The 19,129-nt window shown below is 67.3% G+C and carries 16 protein-coding genes; 12 read left to right on the forward strand and 4 right to left on the reverse strand.

The genetic code is table 11. From position 1 onward, the window contains the following. Positions 1 to 77: 77 nt before the first annotated feature. On the forward strand, positions 78 to 1,460 hold the full coding sequence (locus AC1D2L_RS24030) for a hypothetical protein (protein ID WP_476848426.1): 1,383 nt from the start codon (positions 78 to 80) through the stop codon (positions 1,458 to 1,460). 4 nt (positions 1,461 to 1,464) lie between these two features. On the opposite strand, the gene AC1D2L_RS24035 is transcribed toward AC1D2L_RS24030, so the two are convergent. Further along, positions 1,465 to 2,187, reverse strand: coding sequence for a fused DSP-PTPase phosphatase/NAD kinase-like protein (locus tag AC1D2L_RS24035; RefSeq protein ID WP_476848427.1), 723 nt, complete (start codon positions 2,185 to 2,187; stop codon positions 1,465 to 1,467). A gap of 221 nt (positions 2,188 to 2,408) precedes the next feature. Here AC1D2L_RS24035 and AC1D2L_RS24040 point away from each other — a divergent pair, with 221 nt between their 5' ends. Further along, positions 2,409 to 3,086, forward strand: a complete 678-nt coding sequence (locus tag AC1D2L_RS24040; RefSeq protein WP_476848428.1) for a pentapeptide repeat-containing protein — start codon at positions 2,409 to 2,411, stop codon at positions 3,084 to 3,086. Positions 3,087 to 3,172: 86 nt separating this feature from the next. Further along, positions 3,173 to 3,709, forward strand: a complete 537-nt coding sequence (gene ppa / locus AC1D2L_RS24045; RefSeq protein ID WP_476848429.1) for an inorganic diphosphatase — start codon at positions 3,173 to 3,175, stop codon at positions 3,707 to 3,709. Positions 3,710 to 3,808: 99 nt separating this feature from the next. Here the strand turns inward: ppa and AC1D2L_RS24050 are convergent, their stop codons facing one another. After that, the gene (locus AC1D2L_RS24050) at positions 3,809 to 4,684 is read right to left on the reverse strand and encodes an HpcH/HpaI aldolase/citrate lyase family protein (protein WP_476848430.1); all 876 of its coding nucleotides are present in this window, start codon (positions 4,682 to 4,684) and stop codon (positions 3,809 to 3,811) included. Between the two features lie 163 nt (positions 4,685 to 4,847). On the opposite strand from AC1D2L_RS24050, the gene AC1D2L_RS24055 reads away from it, so the two are divergent. From AC1D2L_RS24055 to AC1D2L_RS24080, 6 genes are all read left to right on the forward strand, one after another. Further along, entirely contained in the window at positions 4,848 to 6,560 is a 1,713-nt protein-coding gene (locus AC1D2L_RS24055) for a serine/threonine dehydratase (protein ID WP_476848431.1), read from the forward strand. A gap of 259 nt (positions 6,561 to 6,819) precedes the next feature. Then, on the forward strand, positions 6,820 to 7,881 hold the full coding sequence (locus AC1D2L_RS24060) for a MaoC family dehydratase (RefSeq protein WP_476848432.1): 1,062 nt from the start codon (positions 6,820 to 6,822) through the stop codon (positions 7,879 to 7,881). Positions 7,882 to 8,038: 157 nt separating this feature from the next. Beyond that, positions 8,039 to 8,434, forward strand: coding sequence for a succinate dehydrogenase, cytochrome b556 subunit (sdhC, locus tag AC1D2L_RS24065; protein ID WP_476848433.1), 396 nt, complete (start codon positions 8,039 to 8,041; stop codon positions 8,432 to 8,434). Positions 8,435 to 8,444: 10 nt separating this feature from the next. Then, positions 8,445 to 8,834 (forward strand): succinate dehydrogenase, hydrophobic membrane anchor protein, encoded by a 390-nt coding sequence (gene sdhD, locus AC1D2L_RS24070; protein WP_476848434.1) that lies wholly within the window; start codon positions 8,445 to 8,447, stop codon positions 8,832 to 8,834. Between the two features lie 4 nt (positions 8,835 to 8,838). After that, complete coding sequence (gene sdhA / locus AC1D2L_RS24075) at positions 8,839 to 10,671, forward strand: succinate dehydrogenase flavoprotein subunit (protein WP_476848435.1); 1,833 nt, start codon at positions 8,839 to 8,841, stop codon at positions 10,669 to 10,671. A 10-nt stretch (positions 10,672 to 10,681) separates the two neighbouring features. Beyond that, positions 10,682 to 11,470 carry a succinate dehydrogenase iron-sulfur subunit gene (locus tag AC1D2L_RS24080; RefSeq protein ID WP_476848436.1) on the forward strand — a complete coding sequence of 263 codons (789 nt, stop codon included), beginning with the start codon at positions 10,682 to 10,684 and terminating at the stop codon, positions 11,468 to 11,470. 225 nt (positions 11,471 to 11,695) lie between these two features. Here AC1D2L_RS24080 and AC1D2L_RS24085 read toward each other — a convergent pair whose 3' ends face one another. Together AC1D2L_RS24085 and AC1D2L_RS24090 are read right to left on the reverse strand one after the other, a co-directional pair. Then, on the reverse strand, positions 11,696 to 12,940 hold the full coding sequence (locus tag AC1D2L_RS24085) for an NAD(P)/FAD-dependent oxidoreductase (protein WP_476848437.1): 1,245 nt from the start codon (positions 12,938 to 12,940) through the stop codon (positions 11,696 to 11,698). Further along, complete coding sequence (locus AC1D2L_RS24090) at positions 12,937 to 13,740, reverse strand: glutamine amidotransferase (protein WP_476848465.1); 804 nt, start codon at positions 13,738 to 13,740, stop codon at positions 12,937 to 12,939. The genes AC1D2L_RS24085 and AC1D2L_RS24090 overlap by 4 nt, the downstream gene beginning before the upstream one ends. A gap of 258 nt (positions 13,741 to 13,998) precedes the next feature. On the opposite strand from AC1D2L_RS24090, the gene AC1D2L_RS24095 reads away from it, so the two are divergent. The 3 genes from AC1D2L_RS24095 to AC1D2L_RS24105 are packed head-to-tail and all read left to right on the forward strand — an operon-like array spanning position 13,999 to position 19,127. Further along, complete coding sequence (locus AC1D2L_RS24095) at positions 13,999 to 14,637, forward strand: TetR/AcrR family transcriptional regulator (RefSeq protein ID WP_476848438.1); 639 nt, start codon at positions 13,999 to 14,001, stop codon at positions 14,635 to 14,637. Continuing rightward, on the forward strand, positions 14,634 to 15,878 hold the full coding sequence (locus AC1D2L_RS24100; RefSeq protein ID WP_476848439.1) for an efflux RND transporter periplasmic adaptor subunit: 1,245 nt from the start codon (positions 14,634 to 14,636) through the stop codon (positions 15,876 to 15,878). Before AC1D2L_RS24095 ends, AC1D2L_RS24100 begins: the two co-directional genes overlap by 4 nt. Before the next feature lie 15 nt (positions 15,879 to 15,893). After that, positions 15,894 to 19,127 (forward strand): efflux RND transporter permease subunit, encoded by a 3,234-nt coding sequence (locus AC1D2L_RS24105; RefSeq protein WP_476848440.1) that lies wholly within the window; start codon positions 15,894 to 15,896, stop codon positions 19,125 to 19,127. Positions 19,128 to 19,129 lie beyond the last annotated feature (2 nt).

Below are 19,129 nucleotides of genomic sequence, written 5' to 3' on the forward strand. Positions count from 1 at the left end.
GCGTCGTGAGTACCCCTTCGGACCCGGAAGCGACATGTCCGGATCAGCGCGAGTTGCGGGACATTCGCGAGGATAACATGTCCGAGCTCCCCGCAGTGGACCTGGACATGGCGGCTCATCTCATCCTCGACCGTGCGGCGTTCCCGACAGGCGCGCCCGGTGTCGCGCCGATGCCGGCCGAGACCGTTCCCCGCGAGCGTTCTCCGGCGGCCTGCGCAGGCCTCGCGTCGGGATTGATGCTGGCGCTGCGTTTCGTGCAGGCGCGCTTCCTCTCGGTCTGGGGACTGCTCGCGGCAGCGGCCCTGTGTCCGGCGCAGGTCTTCGCCGATTTCGCGATGTTCTCAGCGCTCGCCAATTTCGTCTCGATCGCGACACTGATGCGCTTCGAGGCGGTGTTCTTCCTGAACAGCGACAGCGATCGGCTTGGGCGCGCATTCCGCCTCGCCCTGGCTGCCGGCGTGGTATTCATCGGCGTCTCCGGGCTCGCGATAGCGATCGCGGGCGCTGCCGGTTGGATCGTCGCAGCCTATGGCGGGCTGTTCCTGGTTTCGCTGGCGAGCCGGGGCGTAATCCGGCTGGTCTCGTCGGAGGCGACGGCGGAGGGTGATTTCGCCGCCATCGGCAACACCAATATCGTGCAGGCGCTGGTGCAGCCGGGCATGATGATCCTGCTGATCTGGCCGCTCGGCGCAACCTCGCTGGCGCTGTTTGCGGCCGATGCGATCGGCCACGTCGCCTCGGCGGGCTATCTGGTCTGGCGCCGGCGCGACGCTCTGCTGCGGCTGACGCTGCCTGCGTCATGGTCGATGCCGGCGCTTCTCGATTCGGCCGGTCGCTGGCGTACCGCGCCGACCTTCCTGCTGCCATCGGCCTTGCTGTCCTTCGGCTTCATGGTCGTGCCACTGCTGGCGCTGCCCTACACCGCCGACCACTTGCTCGCCGCTCATGTCGCCCTCTCGATGCGGCTGCTCGAGGTGCCGACCCAGATGTTCGCCGCCGTCTCGGTGCCGCTGGTCCTGAGCAGCCTACGCGGCAGCGCGCCGGACAAGCGTCAGTCCTGGGTCCGACTGGTGACGCTCGGGCTGATGGTGGCGGCGGCCGGCCTGTTTGCCGCCATAGCCGTGACCGCGATGGCCGCTGATTTCGTGCTCGACGGCACGCAATGGGAGGGGATGGGCGAAGTCGTCGCGATCATGGCGCTGTTCTATGGCGGCATTGCGCTGGTGACGCCGCTGCACGAGATCGCCTCGCTGTCGCGCCATCCGCGCCGCCAGGTCGCGACCAATGCACTGGCACTTGCCGCTGTCGCACTGGTCATGGCGTGGTTCGGGACATTGTCGATGGCGCTGCTGGGCGCGATCGGGCTGGTCTCCGTCGGGCGTATGCTCGCCCATGTCCAGTTCGCCTGGACGCGTTTCGGCGAGGACGGTTTCGCGTCGCCTGCCGATCCGCGTCGCTGACGGTCTATTCGCGCCGGATGATCCTGTCGGCCAGCAGCGAGGACAGGAAGCCCGGCTTGAACTCACGCTCGAGCCGCTCGGGGTCGTAATCCGTCGCGACCCAGTCGAGGAAGGCCTTGCCCTTGGCTTCGCCCTCGCGGCGATAAGTCTCGAAGAACGCGTCGAGGATGCCGGTCTTGGCGAAGCGGAAATGGCCGTAGCGCAGCGAGAGCTGGCGGGTCGCCTCGGCAAGCGGGCGCTTCTCATGGACCAGCAGATAGAGCGCGGCGAAAAAGCCGGCCCGGTCCGCGCCGGATTTGCAATGCACCAGCGCCGGTTCCTTCAGGCTGTCGAAGAAGGCGCCGGCGCCCAGAATGGTGTCGCGGTCGGGCGCGCCGCGCGAACGCAGCACGAAGTCGACCAGCGTGATGCCGTGGCGCTCGCAGGCCTCGCGCTGCAGTGGCCAGGAGCCGTGCTCGCGGCCGCCACGCAGATTGACGATGGTCTTGACGCCGAGCTGCGCGAAACGGGCGATCTGGCCGGGCGCCGGCTGCGCGGCGCGCCAGAGTTTCGGCGTCACGCGGTGGGCGTTGAGATAGGCGAGCCGGAAAATCCCGTGGTCGACCATGAGCATGTTCGCCCATGCGCGCAGCCGCTCGCCGCGGCCCTCGATCGGCCGGTCCCAGCGTGCGATGCGGGCCATGCGGCGCGCATAGCGCTCGTCGTCAGGGCGCAAGCGGTTCAGCAAGGGCCGGTCTCGTGCGGGTTCATTGCGGGGGTCTCCATGAGCGCCGATACCAGTGCATGGCTTTCGGCGCAAATTTAGGGCGACGGTTGCGCTCCTTCCAGACAGGGTTCCGCGGCGGGATGCGCGACCACGAGCCGAGGGCAGGTCTCGCTGGAAGATCTCACGGACGGGACTTGGACGCGCCGCGCCGTTGCGCTAGCGATCGCCCGATGTCGCACCCCATGCCACCCCGCACCATCGAAGACCCCATCCTGACCCGCCCGGCGCTCGAGGCGCAGGTCCGGCAGGGGCCGGCTCTGCTGATCGGCTGCGAACTGGCCGGCGTCGACCTCTCCGGCCTCGATCTCACCGGCTGGGCCTTCGAGCGCTGCCTGATGCGCGCGACGCGGTTCAAGGCGGCGCGCCTGCATGGCACGCGCTGGTCCGGCTGCCGCGGCGCCGGCGCGGATTTCAGCAGCGCGACGCTGACCGAAGCCGAGTTCCGCTCGAGCGATTTCAACAATGCGAGTTTTCGCCGCGCCGCGCTTGCCGCCGCGAGCTTTATCAGTTGCAAGCTCACCGGGGCCGATCTCTCTGAGGCCGGGACGCTGGGCGCCGTTTTCGAGGAGACGCTGCTGATCGCGGCAAAGCTGCCGGGCCTGTCCTTCCGCAAGGCGCAGTTGCTGAGGCTCGATTTCGGCCAGGCCGATCTCAGGGGTTCCGATTTCCGCGACGCCGTGTTCGACGACTGCAGCCTGCGCGACGCCAGCCTCGCAGGCGCGCGCTTCGAGGGGGCCGATCTGCGCGGTGCGGATCTGGGTGGCCTGCGGCTCGGCGATGCAGCGCTGTTCAAGGGCGCCACGATCTCGCGTCAGCAGGCCGGACAGATGCTGGCCGAGCTCGGGCTCAAGGTCCGTTGAGCGCTTGCCTCAACGTCGGGGCTTGGCCTTTGCGTGCCAAACCCGCATAAGACCCGCCAGTTTCCATCTCCACGGGTTTACAGTCCATGCGCCTAGACGCCATCTCCATCGGCAAGAATCCCCCCGACGAAGTCAACGTCGTCATCGAGGTCGCGATCGGCGGCGAGCCGATTAAGTACGAGATGGACAAGGAAGCCGGCACGCTCTTCGTCGACCGCTTCCTCTACACGCCGATGCGCTATCCCGGGAATTACGGCTTCATCCCGCACACCCTCTCCGAGGATGGCGACCCTTGCGACGTGCTCGTCGCCAACACCCGCCCGCTGATCCCGGGCTCTTACATCGCTGTGCGCCCGATCGGCGTGATGATGATGGAAGACGAGGGCGGCGGCGACGAGAAGATCATCGCCGTGCCGGTGCCGAAGCTGACCAAGCGCTACGAGAACGTCCACAACTACACCGATCTCCCGCAGATCACGCTCGACCAGATCCAGCACTTCTTCGAGCACTACAAGGACCTCGAGCCCGGCAAATGGGTTAAGCTCACCGGCTGGGGCGATGCGACCCGGGCCAAGGAGCTGATCGTCGAGGCGATCGAGCGCGCCAAGGCTGCGGGCAAGTAAGGGGCCTTCCCTGGCCGGGGACGGCGCCTGGACACAGCTGAATGAATGAGGGCCGCGCGAGCGGCCCTTTTTCTTTGAGAGCTGAGGAGACGGTGCTGTTCAGGCCCCGATCGCCGCGCCCAGCGCGACGGTGCGTTCCGCCATCTGCGCATGCAGGCGCTCGACCATGCGGCCGTCGAGCTGGATTGCGCCCTTGTCGGCATTCTCCGGCTGGTCAAAGGCGGCGATGATCGCCTTGGCGCGGGCAAGCTCCGCCTCGTCAGGCGCAAAGACCTCGTTCGCGGTCGCGACCTGGCCGGGATGGATCAGCGTCTTTCCGTCGAAGCCGAGATCGCGGCCCTGCTCGCATTCGGCGCGGAAGCCGGCCTCGTCCTTGAGATCGTTGTAGACGCCGTCGACGATGTCGATGCCATGGGCGCGCGCAGCCAGGATCGCGGCGGTGAGCCAGGGCAGCATCGGCGCGCGGCCGGCTACGAAGCGGGCGCGGGTCTCCTTGGCGAGGTCGTTGGTACCCATCACGAAACAGGCCAGCCGCGTGCGGCGGTCCTGGACGGCCCGCGCGATGCGCTCGGCATCCAGGATCGCCAGCGGCGTCTCGATCATCGCCCAGACCCTGATCTCGGGCGCGGCCCAGAGCCCGTCGAGCAACGTGCCGATCTGCTGCAAGGTTTCGGGCGAGGACACTTTCGGGATCAGGATGGCGTCGGGCTTCGCCTCGGCGGCCGCTGCGAGGTCGGCCTTGAACCAGGGGGTGTCGAGGCCGTTGGTCCGGATCACGATCTCGCGCCTGCCGTAGCCGCCGGCCTTCACCGCGGCGCAGACCTGGGCCCGCGCGGTCTCCTTCGCGTCGGGCGCGACAGCGTCCTCAAGGTCGAGGATCAGCGCGTCGGCGGCGATGTCGCGGGCCTTTTCGAGTGCGCGCRCATTGGAGCCGGGCATATACAGGACGCTGCGGCGTGGGCGGATCTCTGTCATGGCACTCTCACTGAAGTCTGGAGGCGATGGCCGCAGGGCGCAGCGCTCCGGATCGACACAATGGCTCCCGGGCGGCATGGCAGCCGCTCTTCGCTGCACTGCACACTAGACCGGACGCAGATGCAACGTCAGTTCTGCGAAAGTCGAGAACCGGAGAGGGCGCATGTCGGGGGTCGCGGGGGTGGACGGTTGCAAGGCCGGCTGGATCGTGGCCCAGGCGGGGGTGGGTTCGGGGGCCGTCCCGGTGCTGCGGGTGGTTCCGACACTCGCGGCGCTCCTTGAGGGCGATGGAGCGCCGGATATCGTCGCGATCGATATGCCGATCGGTCTGCCGGATGCGGTGACAGGCGCCGGGCGCGGGCCCGAGCGCCTGGTGCGGCCACTGCTCGGTGCGCGGCAATCCTCGGTGTTCTCGATTCCTGCACGCGCCGCCGTGTTCGCCAGGGACTATGGCACCGCCTGCCGCCTGGCGCAGGAAACCTCGCAGCCGCCCAGGAAGGTCTCCAAGCAGGGCTTTCACCTGTTTCCAAAGATCCGCGAGATCGATGCACTGCTCCGGACCGAGCCCGGCCTGCGCGAGCGCATATTCGAGGTCCATCCCGAACTGGCCTTCGCCACGATGCGCGGGGCACCGCTGCTGCATCCCAAGAAGATCAGGGGCACCATCAACCCGGCCGGGATGGCCGAGCGAAGGGCGCTGCTCATGGCGGCAGGCGTACCGGCCGCGGTGGCTCACGCCGCTGCGCCGCGCGGCGCGGCAGCCGACGATGCGCTCGATGCGCTGGCGGCCATGGTCGTTGCCGCGCACATTGCAGCCGGCCGCGGAAAGCCCTTCCCCGATTCCCCGGCGCGCGATAGCCATGGATTACCCATCGCGATCTGGAGCTTTCGGCCCGATCGCCCACCCGAGCAGGATAGAACCATGATCGAGAGAGCCGTTTCGCGCGATATGATCGAGGATGCGGCTGCGCGGGTGGCGGGCCATACCCGGATCACCCCCGTGATGCATCTCGGGGCCGGAGCGTTCGGCTCGGCGGCACATCTCTCGTTCAAGCTCGAATGCCTCCAGCATGCCGGCTCGTTCAAGACGCGCGGCGCGTTCAACACCCTGCTGTCCCTGCCTCTGCCGGCAGCCGGCGTGGCGGCGGCGTCTGGCGGCAATCACGGCGCGGCTGTGGCCTATGCGGCGCGCGAACGCGGCGTCAGGGCCACGATCTTCGTTCCCGAAATCTCGCCTGCCGCCAAGATTGAGGCGATCCGCCGTTTCGGCGCCGAGGTCGTGATCGGCGGGGCGCAGTATCATGAGGCGCAGCTGGCCTGCGACCGTTTCGTGGCCGAGAGCGGCGCGCTCAAGATCCATCCCTTCTCGGCGCATGAGACCATCGCGGGCCAGGGCACATTGGCGCGCGAATGGCAGGCACAGGAGCCCGATCTCGACACCGTCCTGGTGGCGGTCGGCGGTGGTGGCCTGATCTCGGGGATCGCGGCGTGGTTTGCCGGCAGCCGGGTCAAGGTGGTGGGGGTCGAGCCCGTTGGCTCATGTGCCCTGCATGCGGCTCTGGCGGCCAAGGGGCCGGTCGACGTCGATGTCGCCTCGGTTGCAGCCGACTCGCTGGGTGCGCGCAATGTCGGGCCGCTGGTCTACGAGGTCTGCAAGGATGCCGTCGACCATGTCGTGCTGGTGCCGGACGAGGCGATCACGCAGGCGCAGGGCACGCTCTGGCGCGATTTCCGGCTGGCGGTCGAGCCCGGTGGCGCCACTGCGCTGGCCGCGCTGCTGACCGGCGCCTATACGCCCGCGCCTGGCGAGCGCGTCGGCGTGCTGGTCTGCGGGGCCAATGTCGATCTGGCGAAACTTGCTGCCCTGCTGGGCTGACGATTTGGTCGCGGGGAACCCCTCTCCTGTCAGGAGAGGGGCAGGGGTGAGGTGTCGGCCCCTGGACCAGCTTTGACAGCATTGCGGGCTCGCCGCCGTAAGCTGGCGATTAAGCGTCCAACGGCCGACCCCTCACCCTGCCCTCTCCCTCCGGGAGAGGGTTCCCCGCGCCCTGTCTTGCTGCGTATGGAGACCGAGGACTGGACGCGCGACCTTTCGGCAGCGCACACTCCGCCAGCGTAACGACGAGCGTGAGCCGATGCTCCAGCCTGCCGCGAAAACCAATCCGGGCCGCTTCTTCGAGGATTTCCAGCTCGGCGAGACGATCGTCCACGCGACGCCGCGCACGGTGCGCGCCGGCGACGCCTCGCTCTACAGCGCGCTCTTTGGACCGCGTTTCGCGGCGCAGGCCTCGGATGCCTTCGCCAAGGCGATAGGCTATCGCGATGCGCCGGTCGACGACCTCCTCGTCTTCCACATCGTCTTCGGCAAGACGGTGCCCGACATCTCGCTCAATGCGGTCGCCAATCTCGGCTATGCCGATGGCCGCTTCCTCAGGCCGGTCTATGCCGGCGACACGCTCTCGACGACGTCTGAGGTGATCGGGCTGAAGCAGACCTCGGCGGGCGATGCGGGAATCGTCTATGTCCGCTCGATCGGCCGCAACCAGGATGGCGAGATCGTGCTGAGCTATGCGCGCTGGGTCCTGGTGCGCAAGCGCAACCCGGGCACGCCGCCCCATGCCGAGCAGGTGCCCGATCTCGCCAGGGCAGTCTTGCCCGAGGCCTTGGGCGAGGGCTGCCCCCCGATCGATCTCTCGGCCTATGACGACGCGCTGGCGGGTTCGCCCTTTCGCTGGCACGACTACGCCGTCGGCGAGCGCATCGACCATGTCGATGGCGTCACGGTCGAGGAGGCCGAGCACCAGATCGCGACCCGGCTCTACCAGAACACGGCGAAAGTGCATTTCGACGGCTTCGGTGCTCGCGACACCCGTTTTGGCAAGCGCCTGATCTATGGCGGCCATGTCATCAGCCTGGCGCGGGCGCTGTCCTTCAACGGGCTGGGCAACGCCTTCCATATCGCCGCGATCAATGGCGGGCGCCATGTCGCGCCGCTCTTTGCCGGCGACACCGTCTTTGCGTGGAGCGAGGTGCTGGAAACATCCGAACTGCCCGGCCGCAGCGATGTCGGCGCGGTGCGGCTGCGACTGGTGGCGACGAAGAACCGGCGCTGCGACGACTTTCCGCTCAAGCGCGGCGACCAGTACGAGGAGGGGGTGATTCTCGACTTCGATTACTGGGCGTTGCTGCCCCGTTGAGGACACTTCGATTTACAGATTTCAAATTCTGTAACTTCGTCCGCACCGTGTCGCATTGCAGCAAGCTCATGGTTTCGCTACAGAGCCAATCACTCTAGAACCATCCCAAATGGATAATCAGGTCCGCTTGAGGGTCAGGTTGAGTCGGAGAAATCATTTGGCCCAGGTCAAACAGGCGGCCCGCCCGCTTTCGCCGCATCTGCAGATCTATCGCTGGTCCTGGACCATGGCGATGTCGATCGCACATCGCGTCACCGGTTCCGCGCTCTATGTCGGCACGGTCCTGATCGCCGCCTGGCTCGTGGCCGCCGCATCGGGGCCCGCCGCCTTCGAGATGGCGCAGGCCTGCGCCGGCTCGATCCTGGGGCGCCTGATCCTGTTCGGCTATTCCTTCGCGCTGCTGCACCACATGGTCGGGGGCCTCAGGCACTTCGTCTGGGATACGGGCCATGGGTATGACCCGGAGACGCGCAACAATCTCGCCAAATACAGCATCTTCGTCTCCGGCGGGCTGACAGTACTCGTCTGGGCCATCGTGCTCCTGACGCGTTGAGGAGCAAGCCATGCTGTCCAAGTCCCATCTCCGCACCCCCCTGGCGCGCGTCCGCGGTCTCGGTTCCGCCAAATCCGGCACCGAGCATTTCTGGCTGCAGCGTGTCACCGCCGTCGCCAACGTGATCCTCACGGTGATCTTCCTCGGCGTCGTGATCTCGCTCGTCGGCAAGCCCTATCCGGCCGCGATCGCGATCCTGTCGCATCCGCTGGTGGCAATCCTGATGCTGCTCTTCATCGTGTCGGGCGCGGTGCATATGCGCATCGGCATGCAGGTCATCATCGAGGACTACGTCCATGGCGGTCTCAAGATCGTCTCGGTGATGGCCAACACCTTCTTCGCGATCGCTGTCGGCGCTGCTTGCGTCTTCGCGGTGCTGAAGCTCTCGTTTGGAGGCTGATCCGATGGCGATCACCAGAAACCGTCCGGCCCCGGCCTACACCGGCCAAGCCTATCAGATCACCGACCACACTTTTGACGTCGTCGTCGTCGGCGCCGGCGGCGCTGGCCTTCGCGCTACCGTCGGCTGCTCGCAGGCGGGCCTGCGCACGGCCTGCATTTCAAAAGTGTTCCCGACGCGCTCGCATACGGTCGCGGCGCAAGGGGGCGTTGCCGCTTCGCTCGGCAACATGGGCAAGGACACCTGGCAGTGGCACATGTTCGACACCGTCAAGGGGTCGGACTGGCTCGGCGACCAGGACGCCATCGAATATCTCGTGCGCAACGCGCCGGCCGCCGTCTATGAGCTCGAGCATTGGGGCGTGCCCTTCTCGCGCACCGAGGATGGCAAGATCTACCAGCGCCCCTTCGGCGGCATGACCACCGAATTCGGCGAGGGTCCGCCGGCCCAGCGCACCTGCGCCGCAGCCGACCGCACCGGCCATGCCATGCTGCACACGCTCTATGGCCAGGCGCTGCGCTACAACACCGAGTTCTTCATCGAATACTTCGCCATCGACCTGATCATGGACGAGGATGGCCAGTGCCGCGGCGTTATCGCGCTGAAGCTCGATGACGGCACGCTGCACCGCTTCCGCGCCCAGCAGACCATTCTGGCGACGGGCGGCTATGGCCGCGCCTACTTCTCCGCCACCTCGGCCCATACCTGCACCGGCGACGGCGGCGGCATGGTGCTGCGCGCCGGCCTGCCGATGCAGGACATGGAGTTCGTGCAGTTCCACCCGACCGGCATCTACGGCTCGGGCTGCCTGATCACCGAAGGCGCGCGCGGAGAGGGCGGCTACCTCACCAATTCCGAAGGCGAGCGCTTCATGGAGCGCTACGCTCCCAGCGCCAAGGACCTTGCCTCGCGCGACGTCGTCTCGCGCTCGATGACCATGGAAATCCGTGGCGGCCGCGGCGTCGGCAAGAACAAGGACCACATCTACCTGCACCTCGACCATCTCGACCCGAAGATCCTGCACGAGCGCCTGCCGGGMATCTCGGAAAGCGCCAAGATCTTTGCAGGAGTCGACGTCACCCGCGAGCCGATCCCGGTGCTGCCGACGGTGCACTACAACATGGGCGGTATCCCGACGAACTTCCACGGCGAGGTCCTGACCAAGGTCGGCGGCGATCCCGACACCGTCGTGCCGGGCCTGATGGCGATCGGCGAGGCGGCCTGCGTCTCGGTGCACGGCGCCAATCGTTTGGGCTCGAACTCGCTGATCGACCTCGTGGTGTTCGGCCGCGCGGCCGGCCTGCGCTGCGCCGAGACGGTGACAGCCGGCGAGAAGCAGCCGGAGCTTCCGGCCAACTCCGCCGATCTCTCGTTGACGCGCCTCGACAGGTATCGCAACGCCAAGGGCGGCACGCCGACGGCGGAACTGCGTGGCCGCATGCAGCGCACCATGCAGGACAACTGCGCGGTTTACCGCACCGGCGAGACGCTGGAAGAAGGCCACAAGCTGATCCACGAGGTCTGGGCGGGAATCACCGATATCGGCACGACCGACCGTTCGCTGATCTGGAATTCGGATCTCGTCGAGACGCTGGAATTCGACAACCTGATCACCCAGGCCGTCGTCACCATGGATTCGGCGCTGAACCGCCCCGAGAGCCGTGGCGCCCATGCGCGCGAGGATTATCCGAACCGCGACGACAAGGACTGGATGAAGCACACGCTCGCCTGGATCGACGACGAGAAGCGGACCGTCACGCTCGACGACCGCCCGGTGCACACCTACACGCTCTCGAACGACATCGAGTACATCAAGCCCAAGGCGCGGGTGTATTGAGGACGATCTGATGGCCGAATTCAATCTCCCCAAGAACTCCCGCCTCGTCGAAGGCAAGGCCTGGCCCAAGCCCGCCGGGGCCGCCAAGCTGACCGAATTCAAGGTCTATCGCTGGAGCCCCGACGACACCGAGAACCCGCGCACCGACACCTATTTCGTCGACCGCGAGGATTGCGGGCCGATGGTCCTCGACGCGCTGATCTGGATCAAGTCCAAGATCGACCCGACGCTGACCTTCCGCCGCTCCTGCCGCGAGGGCATCTGCGGCTCCTGCGCCATGAATATGGACGGCAAGAACGGTCTGGCCTGCACCACCGGCATCGACGAATGCGGCGGCAAGGCCAACCGGGTTGCGATCTATCCGCTGCCGCATATGCCCGTGATCAAGGATCTGGTGCCCGATCTCACCAATTTCTACGCGCAGCACGCCTCGATCGAGCCCTGGCTCAAGACCACGACGCCGGCGCCCGAGAAGGAATGGGCACAGGGCCGCGAAGACCGCGAGAAACTCGACGGTCTCTATGAGTGCATCCTGTGCGCCTGCTGCTCGACCTCGTGCCCGAGCTACTGGTGGAATGGCGATCGCTATCTCGGCCCCGCCGCGCTGCTGCAGGCCTATCGCTGGCTGATCGACTCGCGTGACGAGGCCACCGGCGAGCGCCTGGACAATCTGGAAGACCCCTTCCGGCTCTATCGCTGCCACACCATCATGAACTGCGCCAACGCCTGCCCCAAGGGGCTCAACCCCGCCAAGGCGATCGCAGAGGTCAAGAAGATGATGGTCACCCGTCAGCTTTGAGGGCCGGCCGGCAATCCTGTCCTGATCAACGCCAGCCCTCGGGCTGGCGTTTTTCGTTGGGTGAAGCATTTGCCGTCATGGTCGGGCTTGTCCCGACCATCCACGTCTTGAGTGGGCGAGCATGCGCCACACGTCGTTCTCGGGCGAGGCGTAGCGAAGATCCGAGACGCTCAAGACGGGAGTGAGCTGGTCCCGAGATGGTCGGGTCAAGCCCGACCATGACGCTCAGGACAGATACCGCCCCGGCGCAAACGGGGTCGGGTCGGCCATGGGCTTTTCGCCAGCAATCATCGCCGCCAGTAGTTCGCCCGTCGCTGGCGCTGTGGTCAGGCCGACATGCTGGTTGCCGAAGGCGAGCCAGAGACCGGGATGGCGCGGCGCCTCGCCGATCATCGGGAGCGAATCCGGCAAGGTCGGGCGTGCGCCCCGCCAGGGCGTCGTTTCCACCGCGTCGGCCAGCGGAAAGGCTTCGCGTGCACTAGCGGTCACGGCCGTGATCTGGCGATGGTTGTCGGGCGCATCGCGATGCGCGAGCTCGACGCCGCTGGTGATGCGCAGGCCCTGCTCCATCGGAGCGATGTAATAGGCGGCATCGACGTCATAGACCGGCCGAGTCAGCTTTGCGCCGTTCTGAGGGCGCAGATGCAGGTGATAGCCGCGCTCGACATCGAGTTTCGGGTCGAGCCCCAGCGGGCGCAGCAGATCGCCGCTCCAGGGACCGAGCGCGACGGTGACAAGGTCGGCTTCATGGGAACCCTTGTCGGTCCGCACCTGCCAGCGCTCCCCGATGCGCTTCAACCCGGCGATCTCGGCCTGGATGATGCGCCCGCCGCGGGCGGTGAAAAGTTCGGCATAGGCGGCGCAGACCGCGCCGGGTGCATCGACCGAACCGTTTTCGGGCGTCATCAGCGCGACCGGGAAAATCGGCTTGAGATCGGGCTCGAGCCCCGACAGCGCCTGACGGTCGAGGATTTCGGACGCAATGCCGTGCCTGGCCAGGAAATCCTGCTCAGCCCTGGCCTGGGCGAGGCCCTGTTCGGAGCGCCAGACCTTGAGCGTCCCGGTCTCGCGCAGGCGGTGGGAGATGCCGGCCTGAGCCATCAACTCGCGATGCATCGCCACGGTGGTCGCTACCAGCGAATCAAGCGCTGCGATGCGCTGGTCCGCCTGCGACGCCCGCGCCTCCCAGAGGAAGCGCAGCATCCAGCCCGGGCTGGCGATGGCGCGGCCCCAGTCGAGATGCAGGGCCGGGTGCCGGTTGCCGAGATAGGCGCGCAGCTTGCCGTATAGGCCCGGATTGTTCAGCGGCACGATCGAGACCCGCGACAGCACGCCGGCATTGCCATAAGAGGTCTCGCCGCCGGGCTCGCGCCTGTCTATCAGCGTGACGTCGAGGCCGCGCTTCTGCAGCGACAGCGCGCAGCACACGCCGACGATGCCGGCGCCGAGAACCAATATGCTGCGGGTCATGTCGCGTCCATTGCGATGTGGGCGGGCTGTTTCAGCCAGTGGTCGAGGAACCCGTCTAGCCAGAGCCTGATCGCGGGATCGTACTGGTACCAGCCTTCGAGATGGAGATGGCGAAGCTGCGCGCCGGGCATCAGGGTGCGCTCATGCCCGCGGATCGACCAGCGGCACATCATCGCCGGCGTGACCTCGGGGTGAAACTGGATGCCGTAGCAGCGGGATTCGGCCTTGATCGCCTGTACCGGGAAGTCGCCGCCGGTGGCGAGGCACTGCGCGCCATCGGGGCAATCGAAGCCGTCGCGGTGCCATTGATAGACGGTGCCGGGCCAGGCGAAACCGGCCTGCGTCGCATGGTCGATGCCGGCCTCCGTCTGGTCGAGGCGGTAGTACCCGACCTCGGCGCGGCCTTCGCCGTGAGTATAGACCCGCGCGCCGAGATGCTTCGCCATCATCTGCGCGCCCAGGCAGATGCCGAGAAAGGGCGCGTCCTCCTTCAGGCAGGTACCGATCCAGTCGATCTCGGTCTTGATGAAGTCGTCGGGGTCGTTGGCGCCCATCGGCCCACCGAAGATCACGGCGCCGGCATGCTCGCGCATCGTCTGCGGCAATGGGTCACCGTAGCGGGGCCTGCGGATGTCGAGCGCATGACCGCGCGCCTGAAGCAGGCGACCGACGCGGCCGGGGGTCGACTGCTCCTGATGCAGGATCACCAGCACGGGCTTCGGGGGCGGGCCCTTGCGGCGGGGTGCGAGCGAAGCGCGGATTTTTCGGGGGGTGGGGACGGGGAAGGCGTGGTTGTTCATCACGGTCTTCAAGGCTTCTTGCAGGCCATCAGGAGCGAGGGATGCGGGCGATGCCATGCCATGTCTCGACAATGCGGTTCCGGTTGGAACCACGCAAGCAATTTGTGAGCCGCGGGCGCGCGGGCCTCAGCTCGCAGGCGCATGGCCCAGGGGCCGCGTTAATGGCCCGGAAACCTTGCCGCCGTGCTGCGTTCTTGACTTCTATCGGGAGATCCATCATGAGAATGAACGTTCATTCTCATTTCACAAGAGGCAGCTTTGCCGCCGCTCGCACCCGTGATGCTTCCAGAGGCGACCCTGTCGGAGCGGCATGTCCGCATTCTCGATGCAGCCGAACGCGTGTTTGCGCGGGCGGGTTTCCATGCTGCGACCATGCAGGACGTCGCGGCGGAGGCCGGCATGAGCCCGGGCAATCTCTACCGCTATTTCAGCTCCAAGGACGCGATCATCGCAGGCATGTCCGAGCGCGACCGCAGCCAGATCGCCGCGGATTTCGCCGACCTCGACCCCGCCAAGGGCCCTGTGCTGGAGCAGCTCGAGGCGCTCGGCCGGAGGCATCTCGTCGGGGAGCCGCGCGAGAAGGCGGTCATTGCCCTGCAGATCTGGGCGGAGGCGGCGCGTGACCCCAAGATGGCGCAGATGTGCGCTGGGATCGACGGCACCGTCAGCGACGGGGTGGCGCGGGCCGTTGCCGGCGCCAAGGCCGCGGGCGAGCTGCCGGCCAATCTCGACGATGCGCGCTTCCTGCACGCGATCTTCATGATGGCGGACGGCTTCTTGTGCCGGCGCGCCGTGGACCCAAACTTCGATGCGGCGCTCGGCGCCGAAACCCTTTTCGCCGCGATGCGCGGCCTGGCGCAGGTCCTGCTGCTGCCGGCGCAGGACACGGCCCCATGAGACAGTTGATCGACATGACCGCACGCCCGCCCTCCACCAGGAAAGCCAGACCGATGCCGTTCAAGTCCTGCGTGGCCCGCAGCGCGATCGCCGCCGGCCTCCTGCTTGCCGGCAGCCTCGTCGCGCCGCTCCAGGCCCAGACTCCGGCGGCCAAGCCGGCTGTCGCGCAGGCCGGCCCCTCGGTCACGGTGACGACGGCGAAGGTCACGGAGATCGTGCAGAGCGTCGTCGTCTCGGGCTCTATGATCGCGCGCGACGAGGTTCTGGTGGCGCCCGAGATCGACGGCTACTCGATCGTCGAGTTGCTGGCCGAGGAGGGCGATCGCGTCCAGGCCGGCCAGGTTCTGGCGCGGCTGTCGCGGACGACGCTCGAGGTCCAGAAGACCCAGAACGAGGCGCAGGTCGCGCGTGCCCAGGCCGGGATCGCGCAGGCCAATGCGCAGATCGTCGAGGCCGACGCCAACCTCGTTGCGGCCAACAACAATTTCGACCGCACCAAGACCCTGCGCAGCAGCGGCAATGTCTCAAACGAGACCTACGACCAGCGTGACGCGGCCGCTCGCGCGGCTTCAGCGCGCCAGAATTCGGCTCGGCAGGCGCTGGCGATCGCCAATGCCGACCTTGCGCTGGCCAGGGCGCAGGGGCGCGACATCGACGTCAAGCTCGCGCGCACGGAGATCAAGGCGCCGGCGGCGGGTATCGTCAGCCGCCGCAGCGCGAGGCTGGGCGGCTCGGTCGCCATGGCGGCGACGGAGCCGCTGTTCCGGATCATCGAGGATGGCGCCATCGAGCTCCAGGCGGAGGTCGCCGAGGTCGAACTGCCGGGCCTCAAGCTCGGGCAGGCCGTGGCGGTGACGCCGGCGGGCAGTCCGACCGCGCTGGCGGGCACCATCCGCCTGATCGCGCCCGAGGTCGACAAGCAGTCGCGGCTGGGCCGGGTGCGCGTCGCGCTCACCGGCAATCCACCGGTGGCCGTGGGGTCCTTCGCGCGCGGCGTCATCGAGACCGGCCGCAAGACGGTCGTGACGCTGCCGCTTTCGGCCATCACCTATGCCCGCACGGGGGCGACAGTTCAGACCGTCAGCGACGGCAAGGTCGTGACCCGCAAGGTCGAGCTCGGCCTCGCCGGCGGCGGTCGCGCCGAGATCGCCTCGGGGGTTAGCGAGGGTGAGACGGTGGTCGCGCGCGCCGGCACCTTTGTGCGCGATGGCGACGTCATCACGCCGATCCCGACGAACTGACGGGGTTTTAGCGCTGTGAACATCAACTTCTCCGCCTGGTCGATCCGCAAGCCTGTCCCGGCGATCCTGCTCTTCGTCGTGCTGTGTGTGCTCGGCCTGCTCTCGTTCTCGAAGCTGCCGGTGACGCGCTTCCCGAATATCGACGTGCCGCTGGTCTCGATCACGATCACGCAGTCGGGCGCGGCACCCGCCGAGCTCGAGAGCCAGGTCTCGAAGCGCGTCGAGGATTCCGTCGCCAACATCACCGGCGTCAAGCATGTGATGTCGACGCTCACCGACGGGCAGTCCCAGAGCATCATCGAGTTCCGCCTCGAGACCAACACCGACCGCGCCGTCAACGACGTCAAGGACGCGATCGCAAAAATCCGGGCCGACCTGCCGCGCACCATCGATGAGCCGATCATCCAGCGCATCGACGTCGAGGGCCAGTCGATCCTGACCTATGGTGCGGCCTCCAAGGGCATGACACTGGAGCAGCTCTCCTGGCATGTCGATGATGTCGTCGCGCGCGAACTGCAAGGGCTCAAGGGCGTCGGCCGGGTCGAGCGCTATGGCGGCGTCGACCGCGAGATCCGGATCTCGCTCGACCCCGACCGGCTGCTGGCGCTGGGTGCCACCGCAGGCGAGGTCAACCGCCAGATCCGCGCGACCAATGTCGATCTCGCGGGTGGGCGCGGCGAGGTCGGCGGGCAGGAACAGGCGATCCGCACCCTGGCTGGCGCCCGTAGCGTCGCCGAACTCGCCGATACCAAGATCACCCTGACGGGCGGCCGCGAGGTGCGCCTGAAGGAGCTCGGACGGGTCGAGGACTCGAACTCCGAGCCGCGCTCCTTCGGCCGGCTCAACAAGAGCCCCGTCGTCACCTTCGCCGTGTTTCGCTCGAAGGGCTCCAGCGAATTATCGGTCAAGGACGTCGTCTCGGCCCGGCTCGACGAACTCAACAAGCGCTATCCCGACATCGCGCTCAAGCCGATCGACGACGCCGTCGCCTACACCTACGGCAACTACAAGGCGGCGATGGAGACGTTGCTGGAAGGCGCAGGGCTGGCCGTGCTCGTGGTCTTCCTGTTCCTGCGCAACTGGCGTGCGACGCTGATCACCGCGATCGCGCTGCCGCTATCGGCGATCCCGACCTTCTGGGCGATGGAGCTGATGGGCTTCTCGCTCAACCTCGTCTCGCTGCTGGGCATCACGCTGGTCACCGGCATCCTGGTCGACGACGCCATCGTCGAGATCGAGAACATCGTCCGGCACATGAAGATGGGCAAGTCGCCCTATCGCGCCGCGATGGAGGCTGCCGACGAGATCGGGCTCGCGGTCATCGCAATCACGCTGACCATCGTGGCGATCTTCGCGCCGGTCTCCTTCATGGGCGGCGTCGCCGGCCAGTATTTCCGCCAGTTCGGCCTCACGGTTGCAGTCGCCGTACTGTTCTCGCTGCTTGTCGCGCGCCTGATCACGCCAATGATGGCGGCTTATCTGATGCGGCCCGTGGACCACGCCGAACCCAAGGACGGCGTCATCATGCGCGGCTATGTCGGCCTGCTGCGCGGAACGCTCTCGCGCCACCGGATCCCGTTCCTGCCACGCTTCGACGGCAAGGGGCGCTGGCGCAGCATGCCCTTCAACATGGCATATGTGACCCTGCTGATCGGCTTCGGATTCCTTTTCGCCTCGATCCAGGCCACCGCGCTGCTGCCGACCGGTTTCATTCCCGACGAGGACACCTCGCGCGTGGTGGCCTCGGTCGAGCTGCCGCCGGGCGCCACGCTGGAGGACACGCGCATCACGACCGACCAGATTGTCGATCGCCTGCGCGAGATCCCGGAAGTCACCAACGTCTTCGTTCTCGGCGGCGCCTCGCCGACCGGACAGCGCGAGGTGCGCCGCGCCGCGATCACGATCCTGCTGAAGCCCAAGGCGGAGCGCGCCGTTCGCCAGAAGGAACTCAAATCCGTCATCGCGCAGAAGCTCGCCAGCGTCCCCGATGTCCGCGCCTGGTACGTCAATGAGCGCGGCGAGCGCGAGATGGCGTTCTCGATCCTGTCGCGCGATGGCGATGCGCTCGACGAGGCGGTCTCGCGCATCGAAACCCGCATGCGCAAGGTCGACGGCTATCTCAATGTCGCGACCGCCGGTTCGCTGAGCCGCCCGGAACTGCGCGTCACGCCGAAGCTCGAGCAGGCGGCCAGCCTGGGCGTCACGCCCGAGGCGATTTCGGAGGCGGTGCGCGTCGCCACCATCGGCGATGTCGGCGCCAACCTCGCCAAGTTCAACGCGGGCGACCGGCTGGTGCCGATCCGCGTCCAGCTCGACGAGGCCGCCCGCACCGACATCCGCAATATCGCGGCCTTGCGCGTCACCAACACCAGCGGCATCTCGATTCCGCTGACCGCAGTGGCCGATATCGGCTTCGGCGAGGGCCCGAGCTCGATCGACCGCTATGACCGCGTGCGGCGCGCGCAGATCGGCGCCGACCTGAAGCGTGGCATGGCGCTGGGCACGGCGCAGGATACGTTCCAGGAGATCGTCAAGGAGGTCGGCCTGCCCAAGGGCGTCTGGATCGCCGCTACGGGCGACGCCGAGATCCAGGGCGAGGTCGTGGCCGGATTCATCCAGGCGATGACCACGGGCCTGATGCTGGTGCTGGCGGTGCTGATCCTGCTGTTCGGCTCGGTCTTCCAGCCGATCACGATCCTGCTCTCGCTGCCGCTCTCCTTCGGCGGCGTGGTGATTGCGCTGCTGGCGACGGGCAATGCCGTCTCGATGCCGGTCTATATCGGCCTGCTGATGCTGATGGGCATCGTCACCAAGAACGCGATCATGCTGGTCGATTTCGCGGTCGAGGAGGAGGCGCGCGGCTCCGAGCGCGGCCATGCCCTGCTTGAGGCCGGCCGCAAGCGCGCCCGCCCGATCGTGATGACCACGATCGCGATGGCGGCGGGCATGATGCCCTCGGCCTATGGCGTCGGCGATGGCGGCGAGTTCCGCGCCCCGATGGCGATCGCGGTGATCGGCGGGCTGATCGTCTCGACCGTGCTGTCGCTGGTGTTCGTGCCGTCCTTCTATGCGGTGATGGACGACCTCTCGAAGGGCACGGGCTGGCTCTTCGGGCGCTTCTTCAGCAAGGCCGAGGATGAGAGCACCTGGGAGCCGATGCACGACCTCGGCCATGCGACGCCCGGCGAGGCGAGTGCCAAGGCGCTGATGCGCGAGGTCCCGCCGCCGCCACGGTTGGCGGCGGAGTGAGG

This window comes from Allobosea sp. P1_B10 (genome assembly GCF_056406735.1).

Excerpts from the sequence above, each read along its gene's own strand:
- AC1D2L_RS24030 (WP_476848426.1), top strand. The coding sequence starts at position 78 with ATGTCCGAGCTCCCCGCAGTGGACCTGGACATGGCGGCTCATCTCATC.
- AC1D2L_RS24080 (WP_476848436.1), top strand. The coding sequence starts at position 10,682 with ATGGCCGAATTCAATCTCCCCAAGAACTCCCGCCTCGTCGAAGGCAAG.
- AC1D2L_RS24040 (WP_476848428.1), top strand. The coding sequence starts at position 2,409 with ATGCCACCCCGCACCATCGAAGACCCCATCCTGACCCGCCCGGCGCTC.
- ppa (WP_476848429.1), top strand. The coding sequence starts at position 3,173 with ATGCGCCTAGACGCCATCTCCATCGGCAAGAATCCCCCCGACGAAGTC.
- AC1D2L_RS24055 (WP_476848431.1), top strand. The coding sequence starts at position 4,848 with ATGTCGGGGGTCGCGGGGGTGGACGGTTGCAAGGCCGGCTGGATCGTG.
- sdhD (WP_476848434.1), top strand. The coding sequence starts at position 8,445 with ATGCTGTCCAAGTCCCATCTCCGCACCCCCCTGGCGCGCGTCCGCGGT.
- AC1D2L_RS24085 (WP_476848437.1), bottom strand. The coding sequence starts at position 12,940 with ATGACCCGCAGCATATTGGTTCTCGGCGCCGGCATCGTCGGCGTGTGC.
- AC1D2L_RS24060 (WP_476848432.1), top strand. The coding sequence starts at position 6,820 with ATGCTCCAGCCTGCCGCGAAAACCAATCCGGGCCGCTTCTTCGAGGAT.
- AC1D2L_RS24090 (WP_476848465.1), bottom strand. The coding sequence starts at position 13,740 with ATGAACAACCACGCCTTCCCCGTCCCCACCCCCCGAAAAATCCGCGCT.
- AC1D2L_RS24100 (WP_476848439.1), top strand. The coding sequence starts at position 14,634 with ATGAGACAGTTGATCGACATGACCGCACGCCCGCCCTCCACCAGGAAA.